Below are 22,361 nucleotides of genomic sequence, written 5' to 3' on the forward strand. Positions count from 1 at the left end.
CTATTCTAAGACGGACTCAACAATGTTGATCTTCTCACCATCTTTCAAATAACGCTGATCACTTAGGACAACTTTTTCACCTTCTTTAAGTCCTGACTTAATAGCAAAGTAATCCTTGTTATCACTAATTGTGACAATATTTCTTCTTTGAACTGTGTTATCGTCATTAACAATATAGACATGGTCAGTACCACCACGATTTGAAACAGCGTCTCTTTTTACAACAAGAGTATTCTTTGTCTTACTCGTTTGTATATTCATGACGTATAGATTCGTTGGTAGCTTTTGATTTGCAAAAGAGACGACAATCTTATGAAGTCCTGAAAGACGATTTGCTCGTTTTTCAACAGAGACAACTGATCCATAAAGGGATTCGTTATTTAGCCTTATACTGGCCAAGGCCCCGGGCTTGATTTGTGTCGCTATTTTGGGTGCTACTGAGGCATATATCTTTGAACCAAGATTATTACCTGTTACAATTACATTATTAGTGAAAGACTTTCTTAAGACTTTTGTAATATTAACTGGAGTTCCGGTTTTTTCTCTAATTGTAAAAACAGTAGGTGTCACTTTCATTTTTTGTTTTTGTATCTGCTTATCTTTAACAAAAAGACTCGCACCGTATATAAGGCCAATAATTAAAACAAAGACTAATTGCTTCATTATCTACCTCCTTTATTTCTTGAACTAGTTTTTGTCAGAAGTCTGTCCATTTCTGCACGTGTTATTTGTATTTGTAATTTCGTTTGTGCAAGACTTAGTCGGTTCTGTGTTAATTGGATCTCGCTATCATTCAATTGCAATTGTGAAACTCCACCAGATCGAAAAGAACTAAGAGCAACTTTATAAGAAGAAGATGCCAGCTCAACTGCTTCATCTTCCGCATCGTATCTTTCTTGGAGCCCTTCATAGTCTTGTTTAAGCTTTAGATATTGCGTTCTAATTTCACGCTTTATTTGTTTTAATTTAAGTGTGGCAATATTGTAGTCACTTCTTTTTATTGCAACTTCTGAGTTCTTGCTTCCGCCAAGGTCCCAGTCAAAACTAAACTGAACACCAAATGTTAAATCCTTTTGGTCATGAGTTGTTTCTCCTGCAAAGAGATCTGTTTTAGCTAGAGTAGGAGAGTAAGAAACATAGACTCCTAAGTCTGGAAGCCTTTGAGACTTTGCTAACTCGACCGAAAAGTCTGCGAGGCGAATATTTTCTTTTAAAATTTTGATATCAACAGTCTCTTCCAGTTTATTTAGATCATTTGTTGTTGAAATTTTCTTCTTTGGTCTAAGTGGGGTGCTTAATACTTCAACTTCATCTTCATAATCAAGTGCGAGATAATTCTTTAAGTCTAGAACAGCATTTTTTAGATTTTTCTTGGCGATAATCCAATTTGGTTTTCGACTAGCAAGGTCTGCTTGCATTTTTATATTATCATTTCTTGAAATTCTTCCGTATGAAACTCTATCCTCTAAAGCTTTCTTGTTCTTAAGAGCGTTCTTATATGAGTCGTAAGTGATTTTAACAATTTCTTCATTGAATAAAACTCTGTAGTAGAGCTGCTTTGCGACGTTTATTACTTGTGCATTTGTTGACGTTGTATTTAGTTCACTAATTCTTTTTGCAGATTCTGCAATACTCTTTCCATTGCTAATCTTTCCAAATGTATATATTGGCTGAGTAAGTTGAATTGTACCGTTGTGATTCCAATCATATCCGTAAGGAACAAAGTTTCCTTCACCATCACTTTTTCTTATGCCAGCTGTAATCGAAAGAGTTGGAAAGTAGTTTGAGTTTGCGCTACTTAGTGCTTCTTGGGCCTGGTCTAATTCTTCTTTAGCAATACCGATAGTTTCATTTCGCTTTATCGCTAAATCGATTACTTTATTTTCATCTAATTTATAATTTGCTGCATATGCACTGGAAATTAGGCATAGCGCTGCCGCAACTAAATATTTTAGTTGTTTCATTTGTCTCTCCTTTTAAATTCTAAGTCTTACAACTTAACGTCTGCTATTGTAGAATTCCTCTATGAAGATCATTTGAGAAAGTAGTTTCTGTCTTTCTTCTTCACTAAATTTAGAATAAATCTCATCACTCATCGCAAAATATCGTGGCATGACACGATCGATTAGCTCTAGACCACTTTCTGTGAGAGCGATCTTTTTTGAGCGTGTATCGTTTTCATCGACAACTTTAGAGATAAGATTGGCCTTTTCAAGTCTTGTGACAATACCTGTGATATTGGCCTTAGATACCATTAACTCTTCTGATAATTCTGTAGTCGTAATAAATTCCTGATTACAGAATTTAAGAATTAAAAGGACATCGAATTGTGGTTTGGTTAGCTTATATTGGCCCACTTCTTCAGAGACCATTTTATCGATTATTCGCGTCGTGCGAACAATTCTTGCGATAATGCTATCCTTCAGTGCGTTAGATGTTACAATTGACATATATACTCCATATTTGTTAATGTCTTAACCATATAGTTAACATGTTAACGAATGTGAATCAAGAATATTCTTTAACACTTTTAGGAATATTATATGAAAGAAAACAAAACTAAACAGAATCTAATTGATGTTGCTCTACCGATGATGGCAGAAAGTGGTGTTTACGGTGTTAGTCTTCGCGATATTGCAAAGAAGGCCGAAATAAATGTGTCTTCTGTTCTATATCACTTTGGTTCAAAAGAGGAGTTCATCGCAACTTGTGGTGAGTTCTGTGTGCAAAACTTAGTTGAAGCGATCGATTCAATAGCTCAAAGAAATTTCACCAATATTGATGAATTAACTCATTTTATCCATCAAAAAGTTGAGGAAAGTCGTATCGAGATTACTATTATAGTTATGCTTCTAGTGATTGAAAGCTCAGGTTTTAGAGATATATACGAGAAGTACGTTGCAGATAAATTCGTTAAGGTACAAGGTAGTGAAGTTCCTTATATTCTAAATCTAAGGTCATTCATCTCATTTGGTCTTTTTAAGAGTATTGATTTAAAAGTCGCCAATTCAAAACTTGAAGGCAATGGTATAGTGGATCTACTCTGTCAGGCCACGACCTCTACAGAGGCACTGTAAGCTAGAGCTTACAGTGCAGTTCATGCCATTTTCTTTCTAATTCTTGTCGATCTTCAGGATGAGCAATCTTAATTAATTCTTGTGCTCTTTGCTTAAGTGTCTTTCCATAGAGGTTAGCAATACCAAATTCAGTTACAACATAGTGAATATGTGAGCGTGTTGTGACGACTCCTGCACCATTTTTTAATGTTGGAACAATTTTTGGTATCCCTCTTTTACTACGAGAGTTGATGACGATGATAGGCTTTCCTCCTTGTGAAAGGCTTGCGCCTCGCATGAAGTCCATTTGTCCACCAACACCTGAAATAATATGATGTCCGATTGAGTCTGCACAAACCTGTCCTGTTAAGTCGATTTCAACGGCACTATTAATTGCACAAACTTTTGGATTTCTCTTAATGATACTAGGGTTATTCACATAATCGGCTTCAAGCTGAATTACACTCGGGTTATCATTGATAAAATCATGAACATCTTTACCACCAACAATAAATGAACTTACAGTCTTTCCTCGATGAACGTTCTTCATGGAGTTATTAACTGCGCCAGACTTTATTAGTTTTAAGGCACCGTCAGACCACATCTCAGTGTGAATTCCTAAGTTCTTATGATTAGTTAAACTACTTAATACAGCATCGGGAATACTTCCTATTCCCATCTGAAGAGTGGCACCATCTTCAATGAGAGTCGCTGTAAGCTGACCAATTTTTAAATCTTCTTCGCTAAGGGGACTTCCATGACTATCTGATAGTGCGCGATTAATTTCGATAGCGTAGTCAATTTCACTTACATGAATAAATCCATCCCCATGAACACGAGGCATATGTGGATTGATTTGCGCTATGACAACCTTAGCACTATTGACCGCTGCCTTGGCCACATCAACTGAAGTTCCAAGAGTACAAAAACCATGAACATCTGGAGGGCTTACATGAATTAAAGCAAAGTCGAGGGGGACTTGTCTTGATCGAAATAGGTTTGGGATCTCAGACAAAAAGCAAGGAAGATAATCAATGCGATCATAATCCACATACTTTCTTAAGTTTCCTCCTACAAAGAGGTTTACGATATTAAATATATCTTTGTATTTAGTGTCTGCATACTTCGCTTCACCGTGTGTATGAAGATGAGTTAGTGTTACATTGTTTAGGCGCTGAGCATTTTCGATTAGTCCATTAATTAACTCAGTAGGAGTTGCATCACCACCGTGAATAAAAACATTTGAGTTTGAATAGACATGAGAGAGTGCTTCCTTTGCGCTATTTAGTAATTTCAAAAGTCCTCCTTTTTTATATTCCTAGAATACGCCTAGTGAGGTTGAAACTAAAGTTATTTTGACGACAATTTTTATATGCCATCAATTCAAAAATTAGGGTATATTCCTAGCTATTATGGTTATCGAAACAACATCAAAACGACTCAAAGAATTAATCTACTTTACTATCCCACTTGTCATCGGACAGGTTGGGCAAATGTTATTTAACGTTGGAGATATCTTTGTGGCCGGGCGCTATTCCACTGCAGCTGTTTCTTCTATTGGAGTTGCATCTGGAATGTTGGCCCCATTTGTTATGATTGGTGTATCAGCTTTATTTTCTGTAAGTGCAGTTACTGCAAGAATGAGAGGCGAGGATGCTAATCCTCATACTAATGGTGTATGGGGAAGTGGAATGACTTTGGCCTTGGGCCTAGGCTCTCTTATTTGTCTTGCACTCTATATCTTTACGTATTTTGTCGATGCAATTGGCCTTAATAAAGAAATAGTTCCACTCGTTAAAACCTATCTGCTTTGGGTTAATATCTCCATTATCCCGGCCTTAGTTTTTCAAATGATTAAAGAATACCTTCAGGCCTTTGATAAAACTATTTTTTCAAATGTCTTAATCATAGTGATGAATATTATAAATCTCATTATGAATTATTGCTTAATGTTTGGAATTGGCCCTATTCCTGAAATGGGAATTAAGGGCGCTGCCGTTGCAACAGTTATTACCCGCTTTGTATTAGCGATCATTCTTTATGTCTATGCATATCGAGTTCTTCCAATTGAAAGTCATTTTAATAAGAAGTCATTTAAAGAGTTAATTAGGTTGGGGATACCTGTTGGTCTTGGTACATTCATTGAAGTTCTAATGTTCTCAACTGTAACTGTTCTTATTGGGAGAATGAGTCTCGTAGCATCTGCTTCTCATAATATCGTTCTAAATATAGCTGGACTCACATTTATGGTTCCTCTGGCAATTAATGGAGCTGCTGGTGTTAAGGTGGGATATGGACTTGGAAGAAAAGATATGGATATGATTAAGAGTTATTCTTATGGTTGTATCTTTATGGCCGAAGCTTACATGCTTTGTATGGCGATGTTCTATTTCTTATTTCCTGAAACATTAATGAGTCTCTTCACAACAGATAAAGAGGTTATTGCTTACGGTGCAAATCTTTTCTTCTTTGTCGCCCTCTTTCAAATACCTGATGGACTACAAATTACCATGTGGGGAATCTTAAGAGGATTGGGGATGAGTAAGCTACCTATGATTTATTCGTTTTGTGGTTATTGGTTAATTGGAATCCCTGCTGGAATCTTTCTTACTTACTATCATGGAATGGAAGCTGCTGGGTTATGGGCCGGTCTTGCTATTGGCCTAACGATGGCTTCAGGTGTCTTATCGTATTTATTTGTAAAAAGAATTGGTGAACTTGAGCTTCTTTGGGAGAAGTAATAAATCATTCTTCATTATTGAGGTTTAGCATTTTAGCTTCATTCAAATAATCTTTCATTGAGTGGTCTATCGTTGGATTTAATTCTTCGATCTTATTTACAAATTGGCCAATCTTTTCAATGGCATGATCTAGTCTGTTTATTGCTTTATTATCTTTTAAGTCTTTTCTTAATGTTTTAGAAATATTTAGAGCGATATTTAATTGATTATTTATTTCGTGATTGTAGGTTGCGACAATCGCATGAAACAATTGTATCTGTTTGTTGTGTATATCCTTCTTATGTAGTTCTAAGACTTTTGTTTGTGTTTCTATACGAGAAAGAAGAACTTCAAATTGTATTGGCTTATTAACATAATCATTTGCACCTAAAGTTAGTGCATCAACAATTTCTGACGTTGTATTTTGAGAGGTCACCATAATGACTGGGATATTGTTTTGGCTATAATACTGACGTATCTCTTTTAGTACGTCATAGCCTGAAAATTTAGGCATCATGATATCTAATAATACAATATCTGCATCTTCTACTATTTTTATATCTTCCATGACAATTGATGGGTCATTATAAACACTCACCGTATATTGAAGCTTTTTCAACTTTGTTGAAAGGATATGAGTGGAAATCTCGTCATCATCGATGATTAATATCTTATACATTTATGCACCTAGTTCTGTGGACATCTTTGTCAATTTCTCTTGGGAAAGAAGTGATACCTCTTTGAGCTTCTTTAAATTTTCCGTTACTTCGTTAAGTTTGTGTGATCGTGCAGCATCTTCTATTAATTCAGCATATTTAATCGCTGGTACGATATGAAAGTTTGCAATGGCACTTCTATAAGAATGAGCACTAATTCTTAAGTTTTCAAAGTCTTCTTCATCAAGAGCACTTTCTATATTTTTAATTAACATCGGTGAGCTACTAAGTAGCAGATCGATTGATTCTTTTAGTAATTGCTTATCCCCATCAAACTTCAGTAGTAATTCTTCTTTTGAAATGAGCTTATTTAGATAAGGATATCCCGTCGTTGATTTCTGATACGTATTATTCTTAGTTTTAATATTTTCAGAAATAATACCTTTTAAACTTTCGAAGTCTATTGGTTTAGAGAGAACTAAATCAACACCAACATCTTTAAAATCTTTATTCTTTGATACTTCAATACTTCCAGTAAGGGCGATTATTTTTGGAGCTTTTAGGCCATATTTTTCATTAATAAGCTTGGCCGTCTCAATCCCATCAAGGGTTGGCATATGGTAGTCAATAAAGACAAGATCAAAGCGTTTTTGTTCTAGTCTTTCTAGTGCTTCATGGCCATTTTTTGCGAGTGACGCTTTGATATCTAATCTCTTAAGGTACTCTTTTAAAATTTTTCGTTGGATCTGGCTGTCATCTACGACAAGTACGCTAAGGGTATTGTAACTTTCAGATATAAATAATCTTGTATTGTGAGTAGGTGCTTCACTTGGAGTACATTCAAATTCGATCTTAACAGTAGTACCTTCTCCAGGATTACTATCAATATTAATACTACCATTTAAGAGTTTTATAATTCTTTTACTTATTGATAGACCAAGTCCTGTACCACCAAAGTCCTTTGTCGTTCCTGGCTCAGCTTGTTGATAATCTTCAAATAGTTTAGGAATTTGTTCCTTATTTATGCCAATACCCGTATCGATTACTTGTACTGATATTTTAGTCGAGTTATTACCATTAGGTTTAAAGTCCGTAACTATTTTAACCTTTCCATTCTTAGTAAACTTAACAGAGTTACTTACGATATTATTTAGAACTTGTCTTATTCTATATGAGTCACCTTTAAACCAAGTCGGAAACTCATTTGAGAATGAATAGCTTATTGTTGTGTTATTCTTTGCACTCTCTAATGAAAATAGAGTGACAATATCTCTTATTAATTCTTTAAAATTGAAAACTTCTTCATTTAATTCAAGCTTATTTGATTCGAGTTTTGATAGGTCAAGAATATCATTAATTGTCTTCATTAAGGCCATAGTAGAGGACTTAATGATTTGCACCTTCTTTAAGTCCTGTTTGTTCTTTAAGTCTTTTGATAGAATATCCACCATACCAATGATTCCATTCATTGGAGTTCTTATCTCATGACTCATATTTGCGAGGATTGATGACTTTATCTTTTCTGAGTAAAGGGCCTCTTTTCTTGCTAATTCGACATTTTGATAATTATAAATTAGCAGTCCTCCAAGTAATGAGATAAATGAACCAAATATTAGGACAAGCTCAGCTGTTGATGAAGAAAGGTTTGCAATATATCGATCAGTTGGTGAAATTGAGATTTTCCATTCTCCACCATTTGTATCTAAGAGGAAACTAGTGAAATTATCATTTTTATTTCTCTTTTGTGAAGAAGTATAGATAAGGTTATTGTTTTCAAGTATTCTAATTTGAAAAGTCTCTTTATCAATATCTGTGAAAACCTCATTGAAAAACTCTTTAATATTCGTTGATATGACCTGAATACCAATTAACTGATTATTAGATATAACTGGTGTTGATACGTAGACGAGAGACTCGTTATTGTTATCTTTAACAACATTGCTAATTAGGAGCTTTCGACTTTGTGATGTATTATAAAGTGTTAATTCTTTGACTCTTTTTTGGTCTAAGTTGATTGATAGCTCACGCTTTGGGTAGAAGAACCTTCTGGGAGGATCATTTAAGTAAAGTTCTAATTGTTCAAAATACTTAAAGTCGTCGTAATAGTCTTTAACATCTTTTTCCCATCTCTGCTCATTAATACCTTCAGTATATGAAAGTCGTTGAGAGAGCCTGTCGATCGCTTTTAAATTTTCTTCAATGACGATTAATACCTTACTCTCAAGATCTTGTGAGTCGTGTATGATCGTTTGCTCTATTGTTTGGGCCTCATTTTGTTTAATAAATTGAGCAGCAATAACAAATGATACTAAAATAACTAATGCAGTGGGTATTGGTAGCCAGTTGAAGTAGCTACGGTGTCTAAATCTTTTAATTACATAGTAAAAGAATCCACTTGATAAGGTAAGAAAAAGAAAAGATGTATGAATGGCCATTCTCGTATGTTTTTGCCAAGCAAATGTTACATCAATTCCTAATAAATATCCAAGAAACGAAGTCGCAGAAAAAGCAATAATAATTGATGTGATTATTAACTTTAAAACGAGTAGTCTTCTTTCTGTAATTTTAAGTAAACTGACAAAAGATAAAGCCGAAGTTAGAATAAAACATGTTGCCGTGTTAGGGGACATTCTACCGGGAAATTCTGACTTCACTAATATATAATGTTCAAGAAATAATTGATCAATACCTAAGTTGATACCGATTATATATTGAAGAAGGCTTGTGAAAGAAATCAAAAATAATATTGTTGCAAAGATATGCTGAATTAATATGCTCTTTATTCTTTTCTTATTAGATATAAAGTAAATAGTTGCAGCTGATAAGATGAAGCAAAGGGCCGTGTTAAATTGCATTGGAACAAAGTTTGGTTGTACTTGAATCAAAGAAGGGATGTTCTTTATCCAACCAAACATTACTGATGAGGCAATTAAAGTGACGATAAAAGAAGATACTTTTATTGCCGTATTTTGATCATTCAAAATTTTACTTACTTTCTTATAAATTGGAGTGAGCTTTGTCATATTCTCCTCCAGCTTAGCTGTGAGTTTTAGCGATCTAGGTATTCACTTATTTTTTCAAAATCAAACGGCTTAGAAATGAGATCGACAACGCCAAATTCCAATGCATCCTTTCTTATTTGTGGGTTAAAATAACCCGTTATAATGAGCACTGGAGGATGTGATGGATGCCTCTTTCTTAACTCTTTTAAAAGTGTCAAACCGTCCATTATAGGCATCTTTAAGTCACTTACAACAAAATCAACTTCGTTTTTCAATATGTAATCAAGTGCTGTTGCACCATCTTCGAAACCCACTGCTTCATGGCCGAGATCTTCTAGGATCTCCACATATAATTCATTCAATGTTGTTTCATCTTCAGCAATTACAACTTTCTTTCTTGTTTTATCTAACATACATGTATCTTATTGAATTTATTTAGTTTGAGCAACATATGGTGTGTTACAGAACATTGCGTTTAAAATATGATAAAAATCAGCTAATTATAGATTTTGCCTTAAGAGATATGAAAGTTTGATAAGGCTTTAGATAAGAAATTTAATATTTTTAAGAAAAAATTTAGCTGGCTTGATCAAAAGTCTTTTCAATTTTTCCAATGACATTGTCGAAATCAAATGGTTTTGTCATGAGATCAAGAGCGCCTAACTCTTTGGCCCTTAAAGTATTTGCTTCATCGATAAAGCCAGTAATAATAAGAACAGGTGGAATTTCTGGGTGAATTTTTCTAAGCTCTTCGATAAGAGTTATTCCATCCATTTTTGGCATTTTTAAGTCTGTAACTAGAAAGTCTACATGGTTCTCTTTTGCAAAGGCCAGAGCCTGATGGCCGTCATGAACACCAACTGTTTTATAACCAAGTGATTCAAATGCTTCAACATACATCTCATTTAAGATTGGTTCGTCTTCGGCAACTAGTATGACTTTCTTTCTATCCGTCTTCATATAAGCAGATTATATTGTTTTGCCGTTTAAATTACAAATACATAACGCTTTAACTCAAATCAAATATTAAATATCGTTTGTTTTCAATAGCTTATTAAATAGAGTGCAGTACACGCTTCTTATTCGTATGAACTATGCCTTAATTTAAATGAATTCTCTGATATAGCTCAGATTAATTGTAACTTGAAGTGATAGAATTTTATTAAACAAGGAGCTTAAAATGAAAAATATTAAAGTCGAAGAATTCACAACACCTATCCTTCATGTCATTTCCCAGAATGCTCTATTGGATCAGGCCTTTAGTATTATGAAAGAAAATAATATCAGACACCTTCCAGTAAGTGATGGAGAGCAAATCTTAGGGATTATCTCAGAGCGTGACGTGATGACCTTGTATGGGAAAGATTGGCAGGAAGCAATTAGAGTAAGAGACTTTATGAACGAATCTGTTTTATCTGTTTATCGTGGTGATAATCTTGGCGAAGTGGCCTATCAACTTTCAAATAATAAAGTTGGCTCTGCAATTGTCCTGGATGAAAATGGGAAGGTGTACGGAATCTTCACTGTTACAGATGCTCTTAATGCACTCGTTGAAATATTTGTTACTGATGCATATGAGAGAAGTGATCTTCGCTAAATTTGAGTATCAGTTCAGAAAGCGTGTAGTACACTGGAATCTATAACTTCTTTGGTTATGACACATTTTTTTATCATATTTTTCTAAATTTAAGTTTATAAACTTGTATAAGTAGTTTAATTTTCGTAATAAGAGCTAAACCTATTATATTTGTATAGTTTAAAAATATTTGTTCTCTATCCATTTACGAAGGACATATCTTAGTAATGAAAATTGAAAACGAGAAAAGTATTACATTTAAGTATCTCGTAGCTTTTATTTCAATTGTTGCTTTTACTATCTTGGCCCAGGCATTAGTGCAATACTTCATTCTTCAGCAAGAAAGTTATTCTGAGATAATTAACTTGGCCGGCCGCCAGCGTATGCTAAGCCAAAGACTTGCTAAGCAATCTTTGCTTTATTCCTTAAGTGGGGAAGAAAGAAAGCTCGCTCTTAGTAAAGACATCTTAAAAACAAAAGAGCTTCTTTTTTCTACACACGAACATCTAAAAAATGGTAGTGAAGATCACAAAATCGCTCCTGCATTCACAGATAGTATAAGAGATAAGTACTTAGCATTAGATCCTGTGTTAAAAATGATGGAAGAGGATGTTGTTTGTTTAATCAATAACTGCCAGACCCAAAAGGATAGTCTTAACAATATCGTCAATCATTCAGAAAGCTTCTTAGCAACGATGAATCATATTGTTTATGAGTCTGCAGATTATTCAAAATCAAGAATTTTAAATCTAAGTAAAGTTGAGTTTATACTTTTCACATTAATCATTCTCTTATTAATCTACGAATTCTTTAAAATTATTATTCCAATTAAACAAAAACTTATCTCGCAATTAAATGAGTTAAGACAAAAGGATCAAGTCATTACTCATAGTTCAAAGCTTGCTGCTATTGGCGAGCTGGCCGCCGGAATTGGCCATGAAATAAATGGGCCATTAACAATTATTAAAGGGTATCTAACAAGATTAAAGAGAGAAAGTTATAAAAATAATAAAAATGAAGCAAACATTATAAATTCATTTGAAAAGATCGAAGGCTCTGCAAATCAAATTGAAAATATCGTTAAAGGACTTAGAACCTTTGCACGTAAAGATGATGTGAAAACGGTAGAATTTAATCTTGCACAGATCGTTCAAGATTGTATTGCTATGGTTGAGCAAATCTATGATCATTATGGAATTGAGGTTACTCTTGAAAATCAAGTAGGCGATATCAAAATCAATGGTAATCCTGGAAAGATTCAGCAAGTAATGATGAATCTCTTATCTAACGCAAAAGATGCTCTTGAAGGAAGTGATAATAAAGAGATTAAAGTCACTCTTTCTCAGTCAAATGAAAAGGTGCAAATTAAAGTTTCCGACTCGGGTGTTGGAATTAGTGATGCAATCAAAAGGAAAGTCTTTGAACCTTATTTTACAACTAAAGAGTTTGGAAAAGGTAGTGGCCTAGGTCTATCTCTATCTTTCAATTTTATCAAAGAGCATAACGGAACAATCAGTTATGATTCCGAACCAGGGCATGGCACAACCTTCAATATTGAGCTACCTGTTTAGAACAAAATACGGGCTTAAATAATTATTTGAGCGCAAAAATTCCTCTGTTTTCTTCACACACTTTCACAAGAAGATGTAATTCTAGTAGTTTACTTTTTTAGCATTTTTTTTCACAAAATGTGAAGATGACACGTGTAAGATGTTGAAAATATTGCGATTTTCTTTTTTGTGAAAAATAATTTTTATTTTTGTGAAAATATCACTTGTCATTATTTTTCTGAATTCATAAATTCTTTTCAACAAATTAAGTTTAAAGTTTTTATAAAGAAAACTTTTTGATACTAACAAACTATATTTAGGGAGAATTTATGAAACTAATCGCACTATTCGCAATTTTATTTACTGCTAACACTTTTGCTTCACAAAGAAATATCATCGGTGATGAAGTATTCTTTTCGGCACAAGGTCATGTTGGATCAATTCTTGAGGTATGTACTGACGGTGAAAATCTAAGAACTTTATCACCTGTTAAATATTGTACTGGATACTCAAAGGTATGGGTTGCAGACAGTGGAAAAAAATCAGATGGACACTATGATTACGTATGTAATGGTTTTGAAACAGGTGTTCTTACAACTGCAATTAATTACACTGTTAAAGTATGTCTTGAAAGAGAATACACAAGAGATAGCGATGACCGTGTACTAGGTAAATGTCTTCAATACGGAATTGAAAATCGTTCATATGAATTAGATGGAACTCTAGACGTTGAGTACACTTCAAGAGGTGGAACTAACGTTTATAGAACTAGCGAGTTAGACTACAGCGTACCAGCTTGTAACTAATAAGTGATTGTGTTGTAGGGGGGGCCTCGGCCCCCTCTTTGTGTTTTTATAAGAAGAAAAATTGGCAATGGAAAAAGTATCAGCTTTAAATTTTGATAATTTTTTAGACTACTTAAATTATGTAGTCTCGCCAGCGTCTCATTTTAAATCACGTCCAAAGACACTCGAGCAGTGGGCCACACGTCTCGGTTATAAGTCTTCTTCAATTCTTTCTATGGTCTTAAAGGGACAAAGAGTTCCTAGTCATGATTTGATTGCTTCTATTGCTTTTGATTTAGATTTGTCTGAAGATGAAGCAAGGTATTTGCAATTACTTGTTCAGCTTGAAAAAGAAAAACGAAAAAATAAAGATTGCTCAAGGACTTTACAATATCTAAATAAGCTCAAATCTCATGGTACATTTAATCGTATTAGTTTAGATGAATTTTCATATATTTCACAATGGCATTTCTTTGCTATTAAAAACTTAGTTCTCTTAGAAGACTTTAGAGAAGATTATGATTGGATTTCAAATCAGCTAAGAAAAAAAGTTCAACCTTCTAAAGTTAAGAGTTCGATTGAACAATTAGTGAAAATGGGGGTTTTAAAAAGAGATAAGGATGGCAATTTAAAAAAACCGACAAAGGGTTACTCTACAGGAGATACGATTCCTTCTTCTGCCATTCGCTCTCATCATAAGGAAATGATTTCAAGAGGGCATGAGTCCATTGATGAAATAGAAATGGCCCTAAGGCAAATTAGCTCTTTAACACTGGCCATTGGCGATGATGATATTTCAAAAGCTAAGGATAAGATTATAGAGTTTTGTCAGGAATTTAATCACACTTTTGCAAAAGATAAGAATGCAGACTCAATTTATCAGCTCAATATTCAGTTTTTTCCACATACTTTGGTAAAAAAAGGTAAGCAACAATGATGAAAATAATTATCTACAAATGTATTTTTTTGATTTTATTAAATACACCACATGCTTTTGGTTATAAAAAACCAAATAATGTTACTCCTGATATAGTGGCAAGAATGGGTGATTATGTCGGAAACGGTGGGGGTGTCGTAGAGCAAGACTTTACTAATGCACTTTTAAATTTGCCTTTATATATCGAAGATTGTCTACTTTCTTTAAATTGTGAGCTAACACAACAAGAAGAAATAGATTTAAAAAAGATCTTAAATATTGCCCGTCTTAATTCTAAAGATAGTGAGAAGTTAATATTTTTATCAGGAAAGGACAGTGGGAAATTATTCTACACTGAAGGTGAAAATAGAGTAAGACTTGCTGTTACCGGTCTAACAAATGATGGCCCTATTTTTATTAATGGTGACTTATTATATGAAGATATAGATAACAGAGATATTCCTGCTATTAACTTTGGTCAAATTGTTGCGCTACTTATTCATGAAACGGGACATCTAACAGGTTTGGAGAATCATCATTACTTAGATTATCTAGGTGCCAAAGTTAGCTCCAATATGGATCTTAATAAAAAGAGGATAGACTATTTCTTAAGCTATAATAAACAGCTAAGCCTTGAAGTTGTAAACTTCTCATCTGGTTACACTTTTTCAACAATTCAAATGTATTATTTAGATAAGTCATTTTCACTAACGCCAGATTTTCGAAAAAAAATTAGTTGTGAAGATGAAAGTCTTTTTCCTGTAGGCATGAAGTTAGAAAATATTCATTGGGGGAAGGAATACTCAATAAGCCCAGATTCTAGTATTGTTCCTTTTAAAGGCTGGATTACAATCACATGCTTTGATGGCCGTGGTATGACTTGGATAGAGGAGAGAGTATTTGAGGCGCACTTACAGCTAAGTTCAAACGCTACTTATTCAATAATGAAAATGATAATAGAATAGTCTTAGTGATTTCAATTACCTAAGCTTGGGATTCGTCTATAGTATAGTGTTTTACTAAAGTTCTTTCACATTTAGACCGAAATAGATACAGAGATATTTCGTGGGGAAGATGTGAGAAGAGACATTAAGAACATAGTTCTTATATTTTTATTCATTGGCTTTAATTCTATTGTCTTGGCAAGTGAGTTTGAGTGGACACAAGAGAGATTAAGCGTCGCTTACTCAAAGTTAAGTACTTCCCAACGTAAAGACTTACATATTAATCTTTTAAATTCTCTAGATCAGCAAGCTAGAAAAACTGATTATGAGCAAGAAAAAATCAACGTATATTTAACAGTTAATAAGCTCTATTTCTTAGAGAGTATACTCGATAGTGCATACGCTTCAATAGATGATCCGACAATTTATTGTCACTTCGGAGGCTGGATGACGACTATCAAAAATAGTAAATGCCAAGCTCCTTGGTCTCGCTCTGTTCGAAATAATGCAGAACTTGAAATCTTTGGCGAGAAATATCGTAACTCTTGTGGAGGGGCCAATCTCTTTCGATGTAACCCTTTAATTTTTGGGCCAGGAGATGATGGAAAAGGTATTTGTACTACAACAGATGACTCTGACCCAAGACTTTCAACGAGCTCTTGTATTGATGACTTTTTGGCTCAACCAAATAGTTTAGAAGCTCATGTCGAATCACTAATTGATAATCCAGAAAAGCTTAGTCAATATCTGGCCACGACACTAGAAACGCTTCGCTCTTGTGAAGTGCAGGACACCCCATTTGCATATTGCGATAGACTTGTTCAGATTTTAGAGACGACGTCTGAAGTCGTAGTACAATGTTCAAATCAAGATAATCTACTATCTTACTTACCAAAAATTATCACCCCATTTAATCAAGATGAATTAGATCGAATAACAAATGGATTAGGTGAGAAAGCAGTTCAATATGCTAAAGAATTAGAAGAGAAGCAAGAGGCCATACGATTACAGAATCGCAAAGTCTTAGAAGAGGCGATATCAAATGCAACTCAAGAGCCCCGTATGCGTGATACGATTACAAGAATTAGAAATAATGCATCTAAATGCTTACGAGAGCTTTGTAATAGAAGTGGCTTTTCTAATAGCAAACCAGCAAATAGATCAATAGCAAAGTGTGCAGCATATGTTAAGCATGCGATCTATCCATATCCTGGCGAAGAGGGTGAGCGTTATGCAAACTTCTCTGAATATCCATGGAGTCGTAATGCAGATGATGCTGTCGAAGGTGGGAATTGGCTTAGAAAACATGGGTTTGAAAATATTCTCGATTATCCTGAAATGTCTCACTTAACTCCTGAGACTGCTCCTCCTGGTGCGATTATCGTTTATGAAAAAATAAATTCAAATCGTAATACGACAGTCGATGGAGTCAGAAGAGGGGCACCTGGGCATATTGAAATTAAGGCATCTGAGAATGAATACATAAGTGACTTTATCAATGATGAACCAACTCGCGTCGGTGGCCTTAGAAGGCCGATTGCCATCTATTACCAGATACCGGATTCATATAAGGAACAACTGCAGGAGGTTCCACAATGACTTTAAAACGATATTTAAAATATATTCTTATCTCTTTTTCGTTGATCCTAATGTCATACCAGAGCTTTGGCTCGAATATGAAAGAGGCATATATAAAAGATCTCAAGGCGGTAAAAGAAATCAAGGGAAGTGGTGATAATAAACTTCTAACACTTATTCGAAAAAGTTCGGATGAATTAGTTGATGAATGGTCTCCTGAGCTGGCAAAGGAGCTTTGCCGTGTATACGACAAGCTTCTAAATGTTAATCAGAACTACTTTTTGTCTGAGTTAATTGGCCCTGTTATGAAAAAGAGAAAGAAAGAATTTCTTCCAATCTTCAATAAAGTTGTATCTAAAAAGAATAGAGAGCTTCATAAGAAACTCGAAGAAATGGTTGAAAGAGAAACACGCGAAGGTAATGGATAGTTTTTATTTCATTTAAAAGATAGCCCTGTTTTATCAGGGCTTTAAACTTACATATTTCTATAAACTTCTTCAATTGCTTCTTCAATGCCTTCAAATTGTAGAGCTTCTCGTTCATCTCCACGATTTGGTACTCGCATAATTGAATCTACGATTTCTTGATCACTAAACCCTTCTTCAATTGCATCGCGGATTGTTTGATCACAAAGTGAGCTCAATTTATTTTCCTGAAGAGATCCTCTACAGTTAAATTTAAGGTCTGTAGCAATCGCCGCTTTTCTGATTGCAATGTCTAGATTTTTATCAAAATCTACCCCAAGTGCTGATGAAGTAAGTGATGTAATAATAGATAGTACAATGATTAATGATTTCATTTATTCCCCCTAATTTCATTTGTTCTTTTTTACCACTAATTAATCTATCGAGGACTTTTATTGAATATTATTCTTTTATGTCTAAATAATAGACACTCCTATAAGAAGTGTTAGTTCAATTGATATGGATAGATCTTGCGTTAATATATTGGTGAAAACTATAAATTAAAGAAATGAGGAAAACTTTATGAAAGCAATTATTATCTTAAGCGTTATACTCTCAACATCACAAGCATTTGCATCTAATAGCTGCTTCTACAATATGTCAGAAGAGAAGGTCATGTCTCTTAAGAAGGCAAAACAAGACGCTTATACTCTGATCTACGACGCTTCAATGTGTTCTGATAGGACATTATTGACTCTAAAAGAAGAACTAATGAAGGCGTCAGAATCAAAGCTTTCATACTTAAAGGCCAGAATAGAGGACTCTCAAAGCACTCTTCTGGGGGCATTTGGAAGCCTTGGACGTCATGCTGATATGAAACGCAAGTATGAGCACGACTTATCTAAAATTCAATCTGCTTTAAGTTTAGTACTTATTGAAATGAATAAGAGAAATCTCTAATTGTTTATTACAGGTGCTTTTCTTTTACCTATTGTAAGAGAGTTAGTACCTGTATCTATTTGATTGATTTTCTATTAACTTCTTTTTTTGAAACCCCATGGGCAATGGCGACAGCCATCTTTACAGCACTTTCTCATTCTCTTTAAGCGGGCCTCTGTTGAGACTCTACCTCCTGTCACAGGATCTCTATAATAGTCTTCACCATTTCTTTGGGCCTCATCATGAAGGAGGCGATATTGTGCTCTCAGATTATTCTTTTTTTTCTTATTTCTGGACAAGTTAGTTCCTCTTAAAATTTTGTCTTACGTCCACCAGTACCACTACCTAGAGCAAGGTCCTTTTTTGATACGGTTCCATCGCGTTTCATTTTCTCTATCGTCTCTAAATTCCCTCGATACATCTTTTCAATCTTTTGAATGGCCCATGGATTCTTTCTAATAAATTTTAAAATTTTATTGAACATCGGAGGTTCATCATTGAAGCTATTAATCTCAGTCATTTTATAGATATCTTTACAGCCAAAGAGATTGATGACATCTGTTAACATCATCTTTAAAGTCACACCTTCTAAAGGGTCCTTCTTGCGATTACTTTGATCATTCATTTTTTTACCTGCTTTCATTTTGTTTAAAACTATCCTAACTCATTAAAGCGGTAAATAGTGTTTTTTCTTTAGCTAGAGGAAGTGATAAAGCAAACTAAATTAAAGAAAAAAAAGGCCAGTTAAACTGACCCCTTTTCTTTAGTATTAATGTTTAGCTTTTTCATAATTGTCTCCTTGTTAAATGATTCTTTAGAAGTCATTTTCTATATAAACTAGTCTATCGCTGGTGTGCGGACTAATTGTTGGAGAAGGGTAGAGTTCATGCAAAATAAATGTGAATTTTCTGTTTCCCGAGTGAAGGTGTAAAGTAAGTATTTAGGGGGAGTCGACTTTAGCTCTTTGTTAAGATTGTTAGTTAGCTTTCATGGGAGTCGACTTTAGCTCTTTGTTAAGTTAGTGAGCAAGTTTGCATGGGAGTCGCTCTCGGCCATCCATGGCCTCCGCGACATACCTACATCCTGTAGGCAACCGCCAAGAGCAATTAGATTGCTTACTAATATCCATAAAAACAAAAAAGCCCACTCGTTGAGTGGGCTTTTTTATTTTGGTGGACCTTAGCGGGATCGAACCGCTGACCTCTTCGCTGCCAGCGAAGCGCTCTCCCAGCTGAGCTAAAGGCCCTCAATTGAGATATTTTCAAGAAGAATAATAGCCAAACCGTGAGGGCTTGGCAATATTATAATTCTGGAAGATCTCCATTTTGATCAAGTTCTCGAGCAAGTTCGGCCTTCTTTACACTTACGGCCTCTTCGTAGTTACGATAGAAGCACTGTGACTCATAGGCCTCATTTCTAGTTGAGAAGCGCTCGCTTCCATTGACTAGGTAGGGAATACCACCGCTGTCATCAAGAATCTCAGCACATCTCTTTGCTAAGAATTTTGCTCTTAGCCCCATGCCTTTTTTCTTAAGCATTGGGTAGTAGATAGCACATGAATGGAGAGTGTCACGATAGCTATCGTGTCTTTTTCCCTTCTTAAGAACTTTCTTTGCATTCTTATTTAGGATCTTAATAATCGACTTTCCAAAAACTTTCTCAAAGCTTTCTCTTGCCGTATTCATGAGAGGAATATTACTTGCTCCAACATTATCTCCTCTTAGAAGATTTTGTTGTATTCCGCGATAAATTGGGATTAAAAAAGTATATTTAGAATAATTTAAGCTATCCTCATATGTTAGCTGTGGGCTTTCTGCATATGGAAGTCCATAGAGGAAGTATTCTTCAACTGCACGGATGTAGTTGTAGAAAGTCGCATCGATTGTCTCAACTGAAAGAACATCACCATCTGATAAATTATTTGCTAAATAAGTATAAGCTGCTTGTGATAGGTCCTTAAAGCTATTGCACTGGCAATTTGGAGCGTCGATATCACAGTCTTCTGGTGTCAGACTTGGAACATTGACAACAACCTTCTCAAAATTAACAAGGGCCTTAAGTGCTTTTAAAGCGTTTCTCATGCGAACTGAAAATAGGGCAGTTGCTTGTGGCCTCGTTCCCGTTTTTGTTAAATCCTCTTCAAAGATTTCGATGACTTCTGAGATTGAAAAATCTTTCTTATTATCTCGCCAATTATCTTCTGCTTCGATGATTTTATATAATCTTTCAACGTTAACTGAATTTCTAAGCTTCTCTGAAAGTCTTTCTTTGTCGGCTGCAAGATCAGCTAGAGCTGGTTTAATTACTTCTTGAATATACTGTGTACGATCTTCATTTCGAGCAATTTGGTTTTCCTGGCAATCACTATTCTGATTTACCCAGTACTTACCGTCTTGGAATTCACGACAATAGACATTTAACTTTGCATTTACATTAGCAAACCAAGTTAAAGTTTGTGACCACGTTCCCCAAGTTTTTATATTTTGATATTCATCATTCCACTCTTCGATTTGATATGGATCAGGCTGTTGCAGTCTAAGCTTTGCTTGCTCCTTTTGAAGAGTTGCAATGGTTACAATTGTATCCTGTTGATTTGCAGTTTCATAAATATCTCTTAATTCACTTAGAATTCTTTGGATACGAGGGTAGTGCTTTCTTAAATCTTTAATTCTTTGAAAGTCTTTGTCTGGAGTATCTAGCCTTTGAATGTAGTCATATAACCACTTAGCTTCTTCTCTTGTTGCATTCTTACGACGTAGGTTACAAGTCATGGCATTGATATTCTTATATGCACACTTATAAGATACGTAGTAATTTCTATCATTATATAAGTCTTCTAACGCTTGATAAGCATCACTTCCTTTATAACTTACGTAAGAGACAAGACTATCAACCATATTGGCAAGTCCTGTAGAAGCTGCAGAAGTGAATAGGGAAGAACCTGGGTATAGAGCACCGGCAACTTGTCCCATTAACATAACTGCAGGGCGAAGCATTTTTGGACCTAAGTCATCATCACATTCTGGCGCATCTCTTAGGTCATCTAAGATTGTTGTGGCCATTGTGAGACTATCAACAACGCCATTTTCTTTACGGTAATCTGAATCGAGGATCTCATTTCTTCTTCTTTGTAGAGAGAGAATCTCAGCATCGTATTCACCGTTATAATTACTATTTGCCACAAGTTGATAAACCTCACTGGCAATCGTCTCTAAGTTTGAATCGATAATAGAAACTTCATTGGCATTGCCCTTATATTGCTCACTTAGTGAAGAAAGGAAGGCCTTTGAGTTTGCATAGATTGATTGGCAACGGTAGCGCTCATCTTTGATATCTTTTATAGCTATTGTTAGGGAGTCAACAACTTCAAGGACAGCTTGATCGCTTACAAATTCACATGAATTCGCTAGTCGACCACTAAAGAGAATTGAACGGTTAAAGTCTGCTTGTGTAAAAGTGGCCACCATCGTGATGGCCATTATTTTAAAAAGAATTTTCGTCATTAAAAACCTAATTGTGTGTGTTGTGTTTCTTGTGTGTTTTATATTTCGTTATTTATAGACGACGACGGTCTTGTAGACTAGGTCCACTTATACATTTTCTTAAAGCATTCACTACTTCATTTTGATCATTACATGCGAAGTGTCCATCACATTCATTTTCAAAGCAGGCAACATTAAATGTTCCTACACATTGTGACATAACTCTTCTGATGTCTTCTTGGCTATCAAAGTCTCTTCTGCTTAATCTTGAAAGCGCACTGTTAAGACATGAATTTTGTACTAACCAAAGTTGTGAATTTAAGCTTGTTACTTCATTAAGATCATTACGATCGTAGCGACTTAAATTTGCCATTACTGTTGCTTGAACATTTCCTGTTACGTATTGGCAAGAACGAGCAATTGCATAAAGCTCATTGTGATCATTTTGATCAAAACGTGAAAGAAGTCTCATTGAATTGTTAATACAACCTAAGTCCAGTTGTCTTGTACACGCATCGTAAATTCTTCTTAGTTCATAATTAGATGAACATTCTCTTTCGTTACCTGAACACAATTTTTCAACACATGCAGATTGTGTATAGTTCGGTATTTGTGGTGCTCTAAATTGTGCCATTGTGCTTGTTAGATAAACAATGGCCACTAGCAATATAACTGCTCTAAACATAATAAACCCCTCCCTAATATTTCCCATTTTTATATAATTTAAGAAAAATTCTGCAAAGGAATTTATTT

At 34.8% G+C, this 22,361-nt stretch carries 23 protein-coding genes and 1 tRNA gene; 10 read left to right on the top strand and 14 right to left on the bottom strand.

Annotated elements, in window-relative coordinates:
- The 3 genes from VCM44_RS05800 to VCM44_RS05810 are packed head-to-tail and all read right to left on the bottom strand — an operon-like array spanning position 1 to position 2,450.
- Positions 1 to 663 (bottom strand): efflux RND transporter periplasmic adaptor subunit, encoded by a 663-nt coding sequence (locus VCM44_RS05800; protein ID WP_334678269.1) that lies wholly within the window; start codon positions 661 to 663, stop codon positions 1 to 3.
- Positions 663 to 1,964, bottom strand: coding sequence for a TolC family protein (locus tag VCM44_RS05805; RefSeq protein ID WP_334678270.1), 1,302 nt, complete (start codon positions 1,962 to 1,964; stop codon positions 663 to 665). The genes VCM44_RS05800 and VCM44_RS05805 overlap by 1 nt, the downstream gene beginning before the upstream one ends.
- A gap of 33 nt (positions 1,965 to 1,997) precedes the next feature.
- On the bottom strand, positions 1,998 to 2,450 hold the full coding sequence (locus tag VCM44_RS05810; protein ID WP_120405133.1) for a MarR family winged helix-turn-helix transcriptional regulator: 453 nt from the start codon (positions 2,448 to 2,450) through the stop codon (positions 1,998 to 2,000).
- A 93-nt stretch (positions 2,451 to 2,543) separates the two neighbouring features.
- Here VCM44_RS05810 and VCM44_RS05815 point away from each other — a divergent pair, with 93 nt between their 5' ends.
- Positions 2,544 to 3,077: a TetR/AcrR family transcriptional regulator gene (locus tag VCM44_RS05815; protein ID WP_334678271.1), complete on the top strand. Its 534-nt coding sequence runs from the start codon at positions 2,544 to 2,546 to the stop codon at positions 3,075 to 3,077.
- Position 3,078: 1 nt separating this feature from the next.
- On the opposite strand, the gene VCM44_RS05820 is transcribed toward VCM44_RS05815, so the two are convergent.
- Positions 3,079 to 4,353 carry an acetyl-CoA hydrolase/transferase family protein gene (locus VCM44_RS05820; RefSeq protein ID WP_334678272.1) on the bottom strand — a complete coding sequence of 425 codons (1,275 nt, stop codon included), beginning with the start codon at positions 4,351 to 4,353 and terminating at the stop codon, positions 3,079 to 3,081.
- Positions 4,354 to 4,468: 115 nt separating this feature from the next.
- Between VCM44_RS05820 and VCM44_RS05825 the strand changes: the two genes are divergently transcribed.
- Complete coding sequence (locus tag VCM44_RS05825) at positions 4,469 to 5,797, top strand: MATE family efflux transporter (protein WP_120405130.1); 1,329 nt, start codon at positions 4,469 to 4,471, stop codon at positions 5,795 to 5,797.
- A gap of 4 nt (positions 5,798 to 5,801) precedes the next feature.
- Here VCM44_RS05825 and VCM44_RS05830 read toward each other — a convergent pair whose 3' ends face one another.
- The 4 genes from VCM44_RS05830 to VCM44_RS05845 form a co-directional block, all read right to left on the bottom strand.
- Positions 5,802 to 6,455: a response regulator gene (locus tag VCM44_RS05830; RefSeq protein ID WP_120405129.1), complete on the bottom strand. Its 654-nt coding sequence runs from the start codon at positions 6,453 to 6,455 to the stop codon at positions 5,802 to 5,804.
- Positions 6,456 to 9,455, bottom strand: a complete 3,000-nt coding sequence (locus VCM44_RS05835) for an ATP-binding protein (protein WP_334678273.1) — start codon at positions 9,453 to 9,455, stop codon at positions 6,456 to 6,458.
- A gap of 26 nt (positions 9,456 to 9,481) precedes the next feature.
- Positions 9,482 to 9,847: a response regulator gene (locus tag VCM44_RS05840; protein WP_334678274.1), complete on the bottom strand. Its 366-nt coding sequence runs from the start codon at positions 9,845 to 9,847 to the stop codon at positions 9,482 to 9,484.
- A gap of 163 nt (positions 9,848 to 10,010) precedes the next feature.
- The gene (locus VCM44_RS05845) at positions 10,011 to 10,394 is read right to left on the bottom strand and encodes a response regulator (protein WP_334678275.1); all 384 of its coding nucleotides are present in this window, start codon (positions 10,392 to 10,394) and stop codon (positions 10,011 to 10,013) included.
- Between the two features lie 220 nt (positions 10,395 to 10,614).
- On the opposite strand from VCM44_RS05845, the gene VCM44_RS05850 reads away from it, so the two are divergent.
- From VCM44_RS05850 to VCM44_RS05880, 7 genes are all read left to right on the top strand, one after another.
- Positions 10,615 to 11,031, top strand: coding sequence for a CBS domain-containing protein (locus VCM44_RS05850; protein WP_334678276.1), 417 nt, complete (start codon positions 10,615 to 10,617; stop codon positions 11,029 to 11,031).
- 206 nt (positions 11,032 to 11,237) lie between these two features.
- Positions 11,238 to 12,581, top strand: coding sequence for an ATP-binding protein (locus VCM44_RS05855; RefSeq protein WP_334678277.1), 1,344 nt, complete (start codon positions 11,238 to 11,240; stop codon positions 12,579 to 12,581).
- 308 nt (positions 12,582 to 12,889) lie between these two features.
- Complete coding sequence (locus VCM44_RS05860; RefSeq protein ID WP_114705135.1) at positions 12,890 to 13,366, top strand: hypothetical protein; 477 nt, start codon at positions 12,890 to 12,892, stop codon at positions 13,364 to 13,366.
- Positions 13,367 to 13,433: 67 nt separating this feature from the next.
- Positions 13,434 to 14,282: a DUF4423 domain-containing protein gene (locus VCM44_RS05865; RefSeq protein WP_334678278.1), complete on the top strand. Its 849-nt coding sequence runs from the start codon at positions 13,434 to 13,436 to the stop codon at positions 14,280 to 14,282.
- Complete coding sequence (locus tag VCM44_RS05870; protein ID WP_334678279.1) at positions 14,279 to 15,226, top strand: hypothetical protein; 948 nt, start codon at positions 14,279 to 14,281, stop codon at positions 15,224 to 15,226. The genes VCM44_RS05865 and VCM44_RS05870 overlap by 4 nt, the downstream gene beginning before the upstream one ends.
- 111 nt (positions 15,227 to 15,337) lie before the next feature.
- Positions 15,338 to 16,804 (top strand): hypothetical protein, encoded by a 1,467-nt coding sequence (locus VCM44_RS05875; RefSeq protein WP_334678280.1) that lies wholly within the window; start codon positions 15,338 to 15,340, stop codon positions 16,802 to 16,804.
- Positions 16,801 to 17,211, top strand: a complete 411-nt coding sequence (locus tag VCM44_RS05880) for a hypothetical protein (RefSeq protein WP_334678281.1) — start codon at positions 16,801 to 16,803, stop codon at positions 17,209 to 17,211. The genes VCM44_RS05875 and VCM44_RS05880 overlap by 4 nt, the downstream gene beginning before the upstream one ends.
- Positions 17,212 to 17,258: 47 nt before the next feature.
- Here VCM44_RS05880 and VCM44_RS05885 read toward each other — a convergent pair whose 3' ends face one another.
- Positions 17,259 to 17,582, bottom strand: a complete 324-nt coding sequence (locus tag VCM44_RS05885) for a hypothetical protein (RefSeq protein WP_334678282.1) — start codon at positions 17,580 to 17,582, stop codon at positions 17,259 to 17,261.
- Positions 17,583 to 17,769: 187 nt separating this feature from the next.
- Here VCM44_RS05885 and VCM44_RS05890 point away from each other — a divergent pair, with 187 nt between their 5' ends.
- Positions 17,770 to 18,147 (top strand): hypothetical protein, encoded by a 378-nt coding sequence (locus VCM44_RS05890; RefSeq protein WP_334678283.1) that lies wholly within the window; start codon positions 17,770 to 17,772, stop codon positions 18,145 to 18,147.
- Positions 18,148 to 18,221: 74 nt separating this feature from the next.
- Here VCM44_RS05890 and VCM44_RS05895 read toward each other — a convergent pair whose 3' ends face one another.
- From VCM44_RS05895 to VCM44_RS05915, 5 genes are all read right to left on the bottom strand, one after another.
- The gene (locus VCM44_RS05895) at positions 18,222 to 18,425 is read right to left on the bottom strand and encodes a DUF5522 domain-containing protein (RefSeq protein WP_114705128.1); all 204 of its coding nucleotides are present in this window, start codon (positions 18,423 to 18,425) and stop codon (positions 18,222 to 18,224) included.
- An 11-nt stretch (positions 18,426 to 18,436) separates the two neighbouring features.
- Entirely contained in the window at positions 18,437 to 18,769 is a 333-nt protein-coding gene (locus tag VCM44_RS05900; RefSeq protein WP_334678284.1) for a VF530 family DNA-binding protein, read from the bottom strand.
- A gap of 527 nt (positions 18,770 to 19,296) precedes the next feature.
- Positions 19,297 to 19,372 (bottom strand) — tRNA-Ala (locus VCM44_RS05905).
- Between the two features lie 55 nt (positions 19,373 to 19,427).
- Positions 19,428 to 21,629 carry a hypothetical protein gene (locus tag VCM44_RS05910; protein ID WP_334678285.1) on the bottom strand — a complete coding sequence of 734 codons (2,202 nt, stop codon included), beginning with the start codon at positions 21,627 to 21,629 and terminating at the stop codon, positions 19,428 to 19,430.
- Positions 21,630 to 21,681: 52 nt separating this feature from the next.
- Positions 21,682 to 22,293, bottom strand: a complete 612-nt coding sequence (locus VCM44_RS05915) for a hypothetical protein (protein ID WP_115363665.1) — start codon at positions 22,291 to 22,293, stop codon at positions 21,682 to 21,684.
- Between the last annotated feature and the right edge of the window lie 68 nt (positions 22,294 to 22,361).

The sequence above is a fragment of the Halobacteriovorax sp. DPLXC-1 genome (assembly GCF_036903125.1).
Lineage (GTDB): Bacteria > Bdellovibrionota > Bacteriovoracia > Bacteriovoracales > Bacteriovoracaceae > Halobacteriovorax_A > Halobacteriovorax_A vibrionivorans.